Here is a 13,012-nt window from a genome sequence, read left to right on the forward strand (position 1 = left end):
GGGCGAAACCCTTCAGGGGAGACGCCCATGTCGCAAGTGATCCGCTACGCCCCGGCCGTCCTGGTCGCCACCGCCGTCGGCCTGTTCGCCATCGCCGCCTACGCCCAGGAAGTCGAGGGCGGGCGTCCGCTGTCGGCGCATCTGACCGGCGCCGCCGAGAAGCCGAAGGCCGGAGATCCCGACGGCCAGGGTCACGCCAGCTTCCGCGTCAACGTCGGCCAGAACCAGGTCTGCTATGAGCTGGCGGTCGAGAAGATCGCCGTCGCGACGGCGGCCCACATCCACAAGGGCGGCCCCGACGCCGCCGGCCCGCCGGTCGTCCCGCTGAAGGCGCCGGCCGCGGACGGCAAGGTCAAGGATTGCGCCACGGCGGACGCCGCGGTCGTGAAGGACATCCTCCAGAACCCGGCCATGTACTACGTGAACGTCCACAACGCCGAGTTCCCGGCCGGCGCCGTGCGCGGCCAACTCGGCAAGTAGACGCGACGGCGCGCGATCTCAGTCGACCCCGACGGCGAGGGCGTCGGGTCGGCGGCTGTCGGAACCTCCGTAGAAGACGCCCGCCTCCATCAGGATCGACTGCGTCGAGCCCATGGTCAGCGACCCGCGGGTCTTGTGGCCGCGCGCCTCCATCAGCCGCAGCATGTCCGGCGGGAACCCCGGCTCGAACTCCACCGGCGTGTCGCTCGCGGCCTGGAAGATCCGGGGCCTGGCGGTGGCCTCGGCGACGTTCAGCTTGTGGTCGACCACGTTCATCAGAAGCTGCGCCATCGCCGAGATGATCCGGGTGCCGCCGGGCGATCCCGACGCCAGCCAGGGCCTGCCGTCCCGGAATGCGATCACCGGCGTGATCGTCGTCACCACTCGCTTGCCGGGCGCCGGCTGGTTCGCCGGCTCGTCGCTGCTCCAGTTGAAGTTGGCCATGGCGTCGTTGAGGAAGAACCCGGTGCCGGGCGCCATCACGTGCGCCCCATAGGAGGAGCCCAGGGTGTAGGTGTTGGTCACGACGTTTCCGTCGGCGTCGGCGACCGTGAAGTGGGTGGTGTCGCGGCTTTCGAACAGCAGCGGGTCGCCCGGCATCGCCTGAGCCGGCATGGCCTTCTGCGGATCGATCGCCTTCGCCCGCTCGGCCGCATAGGCCTTGCTGGTGAGGCCGGCGACGGGCGGAGCGTACTGGGGATAGCCGCCCATGAAGCGCGCCCGATCAGCGAAGACCAGCTTCATCGCCTCGGCGGTCACATGCAGGGCCTCGGTGCTGTTCTGGCCGTACTCGGCGATCGGGAACCGCTCGAGGATGTTCATCAGCTCGCACAGCAGGACGCCGGCGGACGGCGGCGGCGCATAGGCGATCTGCACGCCCCGGTAGTCGCAGCCCACGGGGTCGGACCAGCGCACGCGGTAGGCCTTCAGGTCCGCCATGGTCATGACGCCGCCGCCCGCCTGCACGCCGGCGACCACGCGCCGACCCAGTTCTCCGCCATAGAAGGCCTCGGCGCCCCGGTCGCGCACCTGGCCCAGCGACCAGGCGAGGTCGGGCTGCCTCAGCGTCTCGCCGGGCCGGTAGCCAGAGCCATCGGACTTGAAGAGGCTCCTGCGGGTGGGCGCGTCCAACGAGAGGCCCTCCCGCTGGAGGTCGAGCCCGTAGACCAGTTCGTCCGTCACGCGAATGCCTCGCGCGGCAAGGTCGACGGCAGGCTGGGCGACCGTGCGCCAGGGCAGCCGGCCGTAGCGCCGGTGCATCTCGCTGAGGCCCAGCACCGTGCCCGGGACGCCGACGCCCAGGTGCGAATAGCGCTTGTCGGGATCGAGCTTGCCGTCCGCTCCGCGCAGCAGGTCGGCGGTCGTGCCGCCCGGCGCCTGCGGGTAGTAGTCGAGCGCCACGGTGCGGCGTTCGCGGGCCACGTAGATCAAGGCGAAACCGCCGCCGCCGAGATTGCCCGCCTGCGGCAGCGTGACGGAGAGCGCGAGGCCCGTGGCGACCGCGGCGTCCACGGCGTTGCCGCCGCGGGCCAGGATGTCGGCGCCGACGCGGGAGGCCACGGCGTTCTGGCTGACCACCATCCCGCGGCGCGCGATCACCGGATGGTGGATCGACGGATAGTCGAGGATGTAGTCGAAGCGGGGCTTCGCCGGCGGAGCGGCCGAAGCCGCGCCGCCGAAGGCCAGAGCCGCCGCCAGCACGGTCCCGGCGAAGGACCGCAGGCGCTTGCCGAACATCAGAACGCCTTCGAGACTTCGAGGTACCAGAAGCGCCCGCGCGGATTGTACAGGCTGGTGTAGAAGCCGAAGAGCTGGTTCGCGAGCGGCGGCGCCTCGTCCGTCAGGTTGTTCACGCCGACCCGAACCGACGCGCCTTCGAGCCGCCCCTCCTGGGCCGCGTAGCGGACCGAGGCGTTGAAGGTCGTCCACGAGGACACCGGGAAGTTCAGCGCGCTGGTGTCATAGATTCGCGAGAGGTGGACGCCACTGGCGGTCGCCTGCCAGGGGCCGCCTGTCCAGATCACGGTGGCCGACGCCCGCGTCCGCGGATTGCCGTTCAGGCCGATCTGCGAGCCGCCGGCGGCCGTGGACAGGCCTGCCGCCACCAGGGCCGCCGCTTCGGGCGACGGGCTCTGATAGAACTTCCCGAACACCGACATCTCGGCGTTCAAGCGGAAATCGCCGAAGCCGTCGGTGGGCACGAGGTAGCTGACGCCGAAGTCGGCGGCCTCGACGGTCCGGGCGTTGAGGTTCTGGAAGATCGCCTGGACGTTCGCCACCTGGCCGGCGGCGTTCCGCGTGACGAGCGGGTTGGGTCCGCCGCCTTCCAGACGGCCGATGGCGTCCAGGTTGATCTGGTCCTGGGTCGAAAGGACGCCGACCAGCCCCTTCTGCTTGATCCGCCACCAGTCGGCGGTGAGCGTGAGGTTGCGCAGCGGCGTCAGCACCAGGCCGACGCTCACCGTCTTGCTGTCCTCCGCCTTCAGGCGGTCGTTCCCCGAGCGCGCCTCGGAGACATCGCCGCGGAAGCCGGCGCAGGCGCTGCGGTTGATGGCGGCGATGGTCGTCGCGCCCTGGGCGAGCGCGCAGCGGTAGAGGTCGGTCTGGTTCTGCTGCACCCGCACGGCCGGCGAGGCGTTGATCTGCTCCAGGTTCGGCGCGCGGAACGCCTCGGAGTAGGAGGCCCGCAGCTTCAGGAAGTCGGTCACGCCCCAGCTGGCCGCCACCTTCGGCTTCAGAACCTCGTCGCCGGTGTCGGAGTAGCGTTCGTACCGGGCCGCCGCCTGCACCTCGAAGCTCCGCATGAGCGGCACGCCGTCCTCCGGCCGCACCAGCAGCGAGCGCAGTTCCGCGTACGCCGAGAAGACGTCGCGGTCCCCATGGGTATCGAACGTGGGGCTCGTTCCCACCACGTCGCTGGTCCGAGCGCCGGAAGGCGTGACGTAGTTGATCGTGCCGTTGACCCGCGGATCACGGTAGTCGTCGTAGCTCTCGTACCGCCACTCGACGCCCGAGGCGACGCCGATCTCGCGCCCCGCCAGGGTCAGGGCCGCCGGATTGGAGACCTCGGCGCTCAGCACGCCGAGCTTGGTCACGCTCCGGCGGGTGACGTCGATCCGCAGCCTGTCCACGACGGCGGGCGAGTTGAACGTCGCGTCGCCGAACCGCGGATTGGCCGGATCGCCGCCGTTGAACGGATTGTAGGCGGTGGCGGGGTCGGCGCTCGACAGCGCCGCCTGCAGGGCCGTGTTGCTGACCCGGTTGTGCTCCGTGTCGATGGTCTTGGCCCGGCTCCAGACCCCAGAGGTCTCCCAGCGCCAGTCGGCCACCCGTCCCTTAAGACCCAGCACGCCGCGGTACTGGTGATTGTCGACGTCGAAGCTGCGATTGCCGACGTCGAGCACGTTGTAGCCGACCAGGGTCACGTCCTGGGCCGGGCCGGTGTAGCCGGGCAGCCGACCCGGCCCCGAGCCGAACGGGTTGTAGAGATTGTTGCGCGACACCACGAGCGGCGCGTCGGTCAGCAGCGTGCTCCCGCCGCGTTCGGCATAGGCGCTGGCGCGATAGTAGAGCAGGTCCCCGAACAGCGTCACATCATCCGTCAGCTCGTGGTCGAACACGCCCATGACGCTGCCGCGGGTCGTGCGCGGGATCATCGTGCGCACCGGCGCTTCGTCGGTCCGCAAGGCCGACGGCAGTGTGGACGAGCCGCCGGAGAGGCAGACGCCCGGCGTCGCGGTCTGCGCCCGCGATCCGGTGAAGCCGCAGGGCTGCACGAAGAAGGTCGTGAAGCTCGCCCCGAGGCCGGTGATCGGGGTCGCCACGCGCGCGGTGGCCCAGGGCGACTGGCTCTGGGTGCGGTTGAAGAAGCCCGCGTACTGGCTTTCGACCCGGCCGCTCAGATCGTCGGTGGCCGCATAGTCGCGGTCGGCGCCCGGCATGTCGGAGTTGTGGAAGATCTGACCGAACACAGCCACGTGGGTCCGCCCGCCGTTCAGCCGCGCACCGACCTTGAACGAGACGTCCTGCTCCTCAAAGTTCGTGCCTTCGGATGCGCCGTAGCGGGCGGTCACCAGCGCGCCCTCGAACTCGCGGTCGACCACGAAATTCAGCACCCCGGCCGTCGCGTCCGAACCGTACAGCGCGCTCGCGCCGTCGCGCAGCACTTCGACCCGCCGGAGCGCCGACGACGGCAGAGCGTTCAGGTTGACGATCTGCACCGGGACGACGCCGCCCTCCTGCTGGCTGGTGGGGTGCAGCACCATCCGCCGGCCGTCGAGCAGGACGAGGGTGTTGCCCGAGCCCAGGCCCCGCAGGTTGGCCGAGGCCACGTCGCCGCGGGCGTTGTTCGGCCCCTGCACGCCGCTGTTGAAGGCCTGCGCACCGCTCTGCGGAAGGCGACCGACGAGTTCGCCGGTGCTGGCCACGCCCTGCGCCTGGATCTGCGCCTGGTCGACCACCGACACCGGCAGGGCGCCCGTCAGGTCCGCCCCGGCGATCTTGCTGCCCACCACGACGATCTCGTCGACGGCCGCCGCCGGCAGCGCGTCCTCGGCCGCGGCGGGCGCAGCGACGCGGGCGACCGGCGCGGAGATCCGCTGCGGCGCCGGCGAGATCACCAGGGTGCGGCCGGCGTTCTGAGCTCTGAGGCCCGAGCCCTGGAGCAGCCGATCCAGCGCCGTCGACACTTCCAGCTCGCCCTTCAGCCCGGGCGCCTGCCGGCCGGCCACGAGCGCCGGATCGAACAGCACTTCCCGTCCCGACTGGATGGCGAACTGCCGGAGCGCCGCGCCCAGCCCTTGCGCCGGAATGTCGAAAGACGCGCGCCCGGCCTGAGCCCAGGCCGGCGCCGCATAGGCCGCCGCCGCTGCGCTCGCCAGCGCCAAAACCTTGATCCCGATCCGCATTCCGCTCTCCCCGGCCCCGTGGTCGTCAGCTGAAAGACGCCGCGTCGCCGCAAGTCCTCACGGGCCGGACGGATTTTTCTTCGCGCCGCGCCAGGCCAGATGCACCGCCTGGGCCGACGGCGTCACGCGGACAGGGTGCGTCAGAGGCAGCGCGTCCAGGAAGCCCGAGTCCTCACCGGCCTCGAACACCCCGCTGACCCGCAGTGCGCCCACGCCCGGGTCGTCGAGCACGATGGGCGTTCGCCGATAGCGGTTCATCTCCGCGACGGCTTGCGCCAAGGTCACCGCTTCGAACTGCAGCCGTCCGCCGCGCCAGTCGCCGGCCAGCGGACCGCCGCTCGACAGCGTGACGCGCCCGCCGCCGACCTGCGCCTGCTGCCCCGCCGTCACCGCCGTCAACGGCGTCTCGTCCGCCGCGGCGACGACCACCCGTCCTTCCGAGACGGCGACGGCGAGCCGGTCCGTTCCCAGGCGCACATCGAAGGACGTCCCGGTGGCGGTGACGGTGTGGGCGCCTGCGGTGACCACGAACGGCCGCGACGGGTTCTTCGCCACGTCGAACCAGGCTTCGCCCGAGATCAGCCTCAGGCCCCGGCGCGTGGGCGTGTACTCGACCGCCAAGGCGCTGGCGGTGTTCAGGGTCGCCTGCGATCCGTCGGCGAGGGTGACCGTCGCCCGCTCTCCGACGTCGGTGCGATAGACCTGCACATCCGGCGTCGGGCTCGTGAAACGTGTGGCGGTCAGGACGCCGGCGCCCAGCACGACGAAGGCCAGCACCGCCGCGGCGAGCTGCAGCCAGGCCGGCATGCGCCGGCGCTTCGGACGGCGGAAGGCCGCGAGCGCCTCACCGCGCAGGCCACGCACCGCCGGCGAGGCGGCGATCTCCCGGCTCGCCGCCCACGCCTCGGCGACGTCGTCGTAGCTCGCCCGGTGGCGCGGATCGGCGGCGAGCCAAGCCTCCATCCGCTCGGCTTCGGCGGCGCTCCAGTCGGCGCCGCGGCTGCGCGCGAACCACTCGGCCGCAATGTCATGCAGGTCGGCGGACACGCTCACAGCTCCCGCCTCCGCCGCGCCAGGTGGGCGAGGGCCCGGATCATGTGCTTCTCGACCGCGCTCACCGAGACGCCGAGGCTTCGGGCGATCTCCTGATAGGTGTGCTCCTCGTAGCGGTTCAGGGCGAAGACGATACGGGTCCGCTCCGGCAGCTCGAGCAGCGCGCGCTCGACCGCCGCCAGCTCCTCCTGCCCCAGCACGATGCGCTCTGGGGAACGTTCCTCGGGAGCCCCGCGCCCGGCCAGCTCGCCGGTCGGATCGAACGCCTCCGGCAGGCGGCGGGCAGCCCGCCGGTGGCTGTCCATGAGCACGCTGTTCGCCACGGTGAAGATATAGCCCTCGACCATCTCCACCGGTGCGTCGTCGGCGCGCCGGGCAAGGCGCAGGAACACCTCCTGCACGAGGTCGTCCACGTCCGCGCCACGCCGCGCGCGTGCGCCGAAGTAGCGCGCCAGCGGCCCGCTGAAGCGGCGAGCGATGTCGTCGACCTGCGCAATCCTCGGCAAGGACACGGGCTCCGGAGCCGATCTCATGGCCTCTTAGACGCTCGCCGGCTGGGAGTCCTCACTTCACGCCGACCGGAGACGACCTCCCGGCGCTGGCCAACGCTCCGCATCCCGATACTTTGGTATCTAATCGATGGAGGCGAGAGTGCAAAAGACCATCATCCGCCTGCGCGCGCGGCCGTCGGGCTTGCCGCAGCCAACGGACTGGGAGGTCCGCGAAGAAGCCGTGGCGCCGCCGGGCGACGGGGAGGTGCTGGTGGCCGTGCGCTACGTCTCGGTCTCCCCCTCGCTGCGCAGCCAGATGGAAGCCGGCGGCGCCTATCTGCCGCCGCTGCAGCTCGGGGACACGCCGCGAGCACGGGCGGTGGGCGAGGTGCTGGAGAGCCGTTCGTCCGCCTTCGCGCCGGGCGACCACATCGAAGGCCTGCTGGGCGTCCAGAGCCATTTCACCGGTCCCGCCGCCGGCCTGATGAAGGTCGATCCGCACCTGGCGCCCCTGCCCCGCTATCTCGGCGTCCTCGGCATGACCGGCTTCACCGCCTATTTCGGGCTGCTCGACATCGGTCGTCCGCAGCCTGGGGAAACCGTCGTGGTTTCCGCCGCCGCGGGCGCTGTCGGCGGCGTCGCGGGCCAGATCGCCAGGCTGAAGGGGTGCCGCGTGGTCGGGATCGCCGGCGGCGCGGAGAAGTGCGCCCACGTCGTCGACGACCTCGGCTTCGACGCCTGCATCGACTACCGCGAAGGCAGCATCGGCGAGCGGCTCGTCGAGCTGGCGCCGAAAGGCGTCGACGTCTTCTTCGACAATGTGGGCGGGGCCGTGCTCGACGAGGTGCTGCTGCACCTGGCGTTCAAGGCGCGCGTCCCGCTTTGCGGGGGCGTGGCTCACTACAACGACGTCGGCCGGATCGGCATCAGGAACCACCTGAAGCTGCTCGAGACCCGCGGCCGGATGGAAGGCTTTTCCGTTTACGACTACGGCGCCCGCTTCCTGGAAGCCCGCGACGCCTTGGCGGACTGGCTGGCCGACGGCTCGATCGTCGCGCGCGAGCACGTCGAGGACGGACTGGAGCGGTTCCCCGAGGCCCTCCGGCTGCTGTTCGGCGGCGCCCAGGTCGGCAAGCTGATGGTGAAGGTCTGACGCGCTCTAAAGGCGGAAGGGCGGGGCCGAAGCGCCCCCGTTGACTTAGAAACTTAGATATCTAATTTTAAGTCTAAGGATTGGCCGGTCCAGAGGCGTCGATCCTTCGCACAACCGACCAGACGTCGCGCGTAGACGCGGGCTGGCGCACAGGGGAGGCAACGGAATGAACGCCCGGATTCTATTCGTGACGACGGCGCTCGCGAGCGCGCTGGCCACAGCCGCCCTGGCGGCGGACCAGGCAGGGACCAGCATCGGCGAGGTCGTGGTGACGGCCCAGAAGCGCGCCGAGAACGTGCAGGACGTGCCGATCTCCATGGAGGTGGTGTCCGCCGAGGCCATCGAGGCGCTGCACACCGACACCTTCCGCCAGCTCAGCGTGCCGAACGTCAATGTCGGCAACATCGGCGGCAATGACGTGATCTACATCCGCGGCTTCGGCTCGCCGTCGCAGAACTATTCTTTCGACCAGGCGGTCAGCCTCTACGTCGACGGCGTCTACGCCGGGCGCAGCCGGCAGTTCATGGCCCCGTTCTTCGACCTGCAGCGGGTCGAGGTGCTGCGCGGTCCCCAAGGGGCGCTGTTCGGCAAGAACACCGCCGCCGGCGCCATCGCCATCATCTCCGCCATGCCAACCCGCGAGTTCGAAGGCGCGGTGACGGGCGTGTACAATTTCGACGAGAAGGGTCCCGAAGCCTGGGGCTACGTCTCCGGTCCGATCAACGACAGCCTGGGCATCCGCGTGGCGGCCAAGCTGCTCGACAAGGACGGCTACGTGAAGAACACCGGCCAGAACGGCCGCGAGGAGACGAGCAACAAACAGGCCCTGGCCCGGGTGATCCTCCGCTACGCGCCGAACGACGTCTTCGATTACACGGGCAAGGTCGAATACAGCCAGTCGGTCCAGCGCGGCAACGTCACCGTCGCCGGCCCGCTGACCGGCGGCCAGCAGCCGAAGCTGACCCGCTACACCACCGACGGCCCGCTCGGCGAAGCCGGGTTCGACACCTTCGCCTGGAACGTCTCCGGCACCGGCAACCTGCAGGTCGGCGACCTGACCCTGGTGTCCGTGACGGGCTTCTCGACCTTCAAGGCCAAGCACACCAACGACTTCGACCAGACCAACCCGGCGGGCGGCGTCTTCCCGCACACCGTGTCGAACAACTATCCGGAACGCTTCCAGCAGTGGTCGCAGGAACTGCGCCTGCAATCTCCGGGCGACCAGACACTCGACTGGATCGTGGGCGCCTACTACGACAACCAGCAATACATGGTCGATCAGTACAACTACTACTCGATCGCCGGCCTGGGCAATTTCATGCCCTACAGCCACTTCAAGCAGCAGGCCGAATCCTGGTCGGTCTTCGGTCAGGGCACCTTCAACATCTCCGAGCAGCTGCGCCTGCTGGGCAGCCTGCGCTATTCGCACACGAAGAAGCGCGGCGATTTCACGACCAAGTCGCTGCTGGGCCCGTTCCCGTTCCGGCCGATCACCTCGGCGCGGAACAACATCTCCGAAGGCAACATCGACCCGTCGGTCACCGTCCAGTACGACGTCGCGCCACGGGTGATGGTCTACGCCACCTATGGCCAGGGCTCGAAATCCGGGGGCTTCGTGTCGAACACCTACGGCACGACCAACGCGACCTTCACCTTCAAGCCCGAGAAGTCCGAGAACATCGAGGCCGGCGTGAAGAGCACCCTCGCCGATGGGACGCTGGTGGTCAACGCCGCGGTCTACAAGACCAAGTTCGAGGACCTGCAGGTCTCGACCTACAACTCGAACATCCAGAGCTACATCGTCGGCAACGCCGCGAAGGCGAGCAGCACCGGCGTCGAGGCCTCGGTGGTGTGGAGCCCGGTGCGGAACCTCACCGTGACGGCCAACGGCGCCTACCAGGACGTCAAGTACGACGACTACCCGGGCGCCCAGTGCCTCGCCACCCAGCCGATCACCGTGTGCAACCCGACGGTCCCAGCCAGCGTGCTGGCCAACAACCTGAAGGGCTATCCGCTGCCGAACATCTCCAAGTGGAGCAGCATGATCCGGGTGCAGTACGTCGCCGAACTCCCGAACGGCCTCCAGTTGACCTCGATGCTGTCGGTCAACAGCCGCTCCAAGTTCTTCAACTCCGACGACCAGAGCCGCGATTACGGCCTGCAGAAGGGCTACTCCAAGCTCGACGGCCGCATCGAACTCGCCCCCGAGGACGGTCCGTGGCACGTCGCCCTGGTCGGCACCAACCTCACCGACGAGATCACCACCAGCGGCTCCTTCCGCCTCCCCGCTCCGGTCGCGCCGGTGACTCGCGCGCTCTACTGGGTCGAGCCGGGTCGCAACATCTCGATCGAAGCCGGCGTGAAGTTCTGATCCGGAGGCGGCGGGCTCACAAGGCCCGCCGCCGAACCGCAAGGCCCCGACCTCCAGGTTTCGCGGCCGGAAGCATCATGAGGGTCCAATGACGTCTTCCGCCACGGCCGCCCCAGGGGCCGCGAACGCTTCCGTCAGACCGGGGCGCGTCCTCGCCCTTGTGCTGCTGACGGCGGTCGGCACGACGAACTTCATGGACCGGCAGATCCTGTCGGTGCTCGCCGAGCCCATCCGCCAGGATCTCGGACTCACCGACACCCAGCTCGGGCTGCTCACGGGGCTGGCCTTCGCGTTCTTCTACGCGATCATGGGCGTGCCCGCGGCCATGCTCGCCGACCGCACCAACCGCGTACGGCTGGTCGGTCTGTGCTGCGTGGTCTGGAGCCTGTTCACCGGCGCCTGCGCGTTCGCGGGCTCGTTCCTGCATCTGGCGCTCGCCCGGTTCGGCGTCGGGGTCGGCGAGGCGGGCGGCACCGCGCCGTCTCTGTCGATCCTCGCCGACTACTATCCGCCTCGGATGCGCCCGGCGATCTTCGGCCTCTTCACCGCCAATGGGCCGCTCGGCGTCTTCGTCGGCGCGAGCTTCGGCGGGTGGGCGGCCGCGGAATACGGCTGGCGCACGGCCTTCCTGCTGGTGGCGGGCGTCGGCGCGGTCGCCGCCGCGCTGCTGCTGCTCCTGGTCCGCGAGCCGGCCCGCGGCGGTCTCGACCCTGTCGCCGCCGAACATGTGAAGCCGCAGCCGCTGGGCGCCACGGCCCGCGTCTTCATCTCGCGGCCCACCCTGCGGTGGCTGGTGGTCTCCAGTGCGCTTGCGGCCTTCGTCAGCACGGGGATGCTGGCCTGGATCCCCGCCTATCTGATGCGGGTCCAGGGCATGCCCCTGACCGAGGTGGCCAAGTGGTTCGGCCCGGCGGCGGGCCTCTGCTTCGGCATCGGCATCGCAGGCGGCGGGGCGCTGGTGAACTGGGCCTCGCGGCGCAGCCTCAAGGCCTACGCCTGGATTCCCGGCCTCTCGATGCTCTTCACCGCGCCCACCCTGGCCCTGGCGCTCGTCGCTCCCGACTGGCAGACCGCGCTGGCCCTGCTGGTCGTGCCGATGATCCTGTCGACGATCTACGTCGCGCCGGCGTTGGCCCTGGTGCAGAATCTTTCGCCGGTGGCCGCGCGGGCGACGGTGACCGCCCTGCTGATGCTGGCCTTCAACATCGTGGGGCAAGGCGGCGGGCCGCTCGCGATCGGCCTGCTCAGCGACCTGCTGGCGGCCGACGGGGTCGCCGACTCCCTCCGGGTCGCGATGCTCGGCGTGACGCCCGTCGCGGTGATCGCGGCGCTCTGCTACCTGGCCCAGCTGCGGCATGTGGTGGGCGACGCCGAGGCCGTGGTCCGCGACGCCGCCTGAGGCCCTGACGTCAGGACCAGAAGTCGTCCCAGTGCGCCTGGTCGCCGACGCTCTCCCAATGGTCGGTGAGCTTGCCGTCTTCGAACCGCCAGAGGCCGAAACCCCAGGTGTCGAGGGTCTTGCCCTTCCGCTCGGCGGTCATGCGGTGGACGACGAGCCCCCAGGTGTCATCGGCAAAGTACGTGCCCTGCAGCTCTTCGTGGAAGGTGTTGTTGGTCTCGGCGTGGATGCGGGCGATGTGCGCCTTGAAGGCTTCGGGCCCCACATATGTCCCCGCCAGGATGTTCTGACCCGGTGAGTGGACGGTGAAGTCGTCGCGCATGGCGCCCCAGAGGACCTCGCGGTCCTTGGCGTAGATGCGCTTCAGCATTTCCAGGTTGGTCATCCGTCCGCTCCTCAGTTGGCCATGCCGCCGCCGTCGACGGCGATGTCGGCTCCGGTGATGAAGCCGCTCTCGTCCGAGGCCAGGAACAGAGCCGCCTGCGCCACGTCTTCGGGCTCGCCGATCCGCTTGATGAGCTGCCGGGCGATGGCGCGTTCGGTCCATCCCTCCTGCTTCATCAGAGGCTCGGTCTGGGCCGAGCGGATCATGCCGGGCGAGATGGTGTTGGCCCGGATGCGATGCTTGCCGCCTTCGGCGGCGTACTGCCGGGTCATGGCCGTCACCGCGCCCTTGGCCGCCGAATGCGCCAGCATGCCCTGAGCGGTGGAGCCCTTCTTCGCCGCCGTCGACGCGGTGTTGATGATCGAGCCGCCGCCGCGGGCGACCAAGTGAGGCCACGCGGCCCGGCAGAGGTGGAAGATGATGTCCACCTCCTCGCGCTGGGTCCGGTTGAACGTCTCGTAGTCCATGTCCGGGACCATGGCGAAATAGGCCATCGCGGCGTTGTTGTAGACCACGTCGATGGCGCCGTAGTGCTCGATGGCGAAGGCGACCAGGCGTTCGGCGCCTTCCGGGACCGACAGGTCGACCGGCTGCAGCGAGACCATCTCGCCGCCCTCGGCGCTGACCTCGTCGGCGGTGCGGCCGCCGGCCGGATTGATATCGCAGCCGACAACCTTGGCCCCCTCGCGGGCGAAGAGCCGGGCGGCGGCGCGGCCCATGCCGCTGCCGGTTCCGGTGATGATTGCGACCTTGCCTTCAAGGCGGCCTGGCAT

10 protein-coding genes are annotated in these 13,012 nt (G+C 69.9%); 4 read left to right on the forward strand and 6 right to left on the reverse strand.

Annotated features, from left to right (window positions below):
- The first annotated feature begins 27 nt into the window (after nt 1-27).
- Nucleotides 28-480, forward strand: coding sequence for a CHRD domain-containing protein (locus tag ACO2Q0_RS16340; RefSeq protein ID WP_423352581.1), 453 nt, complete (start codon nt 28-30; stop codon nt 478-480).
- 18 nt (nt 481-498) lie between these two features.
- Here the strand turns inward: ACO2Q0_RS16340 and ggt are convergent, their stop codons facing one another.
- From ggt to ACO2Q0_RS16360, 4 genes are read right to left on the reverse strand one after another with little or no spacing between them, the layout of a single operon-like run.
- Nucleotides 499-2,217, reverse strand: a complete 1,719-nt coding sequence (ggt, locus tag ACO2Q0_RS16345) for a gamma-glutamyltransferase (RefSeq protein WP_423352582.1) — start codon at nt 2,215-2,217, stop codon at nt 499-501.
- Entirely contained in the window at nt 2,217-5,387 is a 3,171-nt protein-coding gene (locus ACO2Q0_RS16350; RefSeq protein WP_423352583.1) for a TonB-dependent receptor, read from the reverse strand. The genes ggt and ACO2Q0_RS16350 overlap by 1 nt, the downstream gene beginning before the upstream one ends.
- 57 nt (nt 5,388-5,444) lie before the next feature.
- Entirely contained in the window at nt 5,445-6,434 is a 990-nt protein-coding gene (locus tag ACO2Q0_RS16355) for a FecR family protein (RefSeq protein ID WP_423352584.1), read from the reverse strand.
- A 2-nt stretch (nt 6,435-6,436) separates the two neighbouring features.
- Nucleotides 6,437-6,973: an RNA polymerase sigma factor gene (locus tag ACO2Q0_RS16360; RefSeq protein WP_423352585.1), complete on the reverse strand. Its 537-nt coding sequence runs from the start codon at nt 6,971-6,973 to the stop codon at nt 6,437-6,439.
- Nucleotides 6,974-7,091: 118 nt separating this feature from the next.
- On the opposite strand from ACO2Q0_RS16360, the gene ACO2Q0_RS16365 reads away from it, so the two are divergent.
- From ACO2Q0_RS16365 to ACO2Q0_RS16375, 3 genes are all read left to right on the forward strand, one after another.
- Nucleotides 7,092-8,084, forward strand: coding sequence for an NADP-dependent oxidoreductase (locus ACO2Q0_RS16365; RefSeq protein ID WP_423352586.1), 993 nt, complete (start codon nt 7,092-7,094; stop codon nt 8,082-8,084).
- A gap of 166 nt (nt 8,085-8,250) precedes the next feature.
- Nucleotides 8,251-10,455 (forward strand): TonB-dependent receptor, encoded by a 2,205-nt coding sequence (locus ACO2Q0_RS16370; RefSeq protein WP_423352587.1) that lies wholly within the window; start codon nt 8,251-8,253, stop codon nt 10,453-10,455.
- Between the two features lie 88 nt (nt 10,456-10,543).
- Nucleotides 10,544-11,854, forward strand: a complete 1,311-nt coding sequence (locus ACO2Q0_RS16375) for a spinster family MFS transporter (protein WP_423352588.1) — start codon at nt 10,544-10,546, stop codon at nt 11,852-11,854.
- Nucleotides 11,855-11,864: 10 nt separating this feature from the next.
- Here the strand turns inward: ACO2Q0_RS16375 and ACO2Q0_RS16380 are convergent, their stop codons facing one another.
- Nucleotides 11,865-12,239: a nuclear transport factor 2 family protein gene (locus tag ACO2Q0_RS16380; RefSeq protein ID WP_423352589.1), complete on the reverse strand. Its 375-nt coding sequence runs from the start codon at nt 12,237-12,239 to the stop codon at nt 11,865-11,867.
- A gap of 11 nt (nt 12,240-12,250) precedes the next feature.
- Nucleotides 12,251-13,012, reverse strand: a complete 762-nt coding sequence (locus ACO2Q0_RS16385; RefSeq protein WP_423352590.1) for an SDR family NAD(P)-dependent oxidoreductase — start codon at nt 13,010-13,012, stop codon at nt 12,251-12,253.

The organism is Phenylobacterium sp. VNQ135 (assembly GCF_049445735.1).
Classification (GTDB): domain Bacteria; phylum Pseudomonadota; class Alphaproteobacteria; order Caulobacterales; family Caulobacteraceae; genus Phenylobacterium.

Coding starts and splice junctions, on each gene's coding strand:
- ACO2Q0_RS16370 (WP_423352587.1), top strand. CDS start 8,251: ATGAACGCCCGGATTCTATTCGTGACGACGGCGCTCGCGAGCGCGCTG.
- ACO2Q0_RS16380 (WP_423352589.1), bottom strand. CDS start 12,239: ATGACCAACCTGGAAATGCTGAAGCGCATCTACGCCAAGGACCGCGAG.
- ggt (WP_423352582.1), bottom strand. CDS start 2,217: ATGTTCGGCAAGCGCCTGCGGTCCTTCGCCGGGACCGTGCTGGCGGCG.
- ACO2Q0_RS16340 (WP_423352581.1), top strand. CDS start 28: ATGTCGCAAGTGATCCGCTACGCCCCGGCCGTCCTGGTCGCCACCGCC.
- ACO2Q0_RS16385 (WP_423352590.1), bottom strand. CDS start 13,012: ATGCCAGGCCGCCTTGAAGGCAAGGTCGCAATCATCACCGGAACCGGC.
- ACO2Q0_RS16350 (WP_423352583.1), bottom strand. CDS start 5,387: ATGCGGATCGGGATCAAGGTTTTGGCGCTGGCGAGCGCAGCGGCGGCG.
- ACO2Q0_RS16360 (WP_423352585.1), bottom strand. CDS start 6,973: ATGAGATCGGCTCCGGAGCCCGTGTCCTTGCCGAGGATTGCGCAGGTC.
- ACO2Q0_RS16375 (WP_423352588.1), top strand. CDS start 10,544: ATGACGTCTTCCGCCACGGCCGCCCCAGGGGCCGCGAACGCTTCCGTC.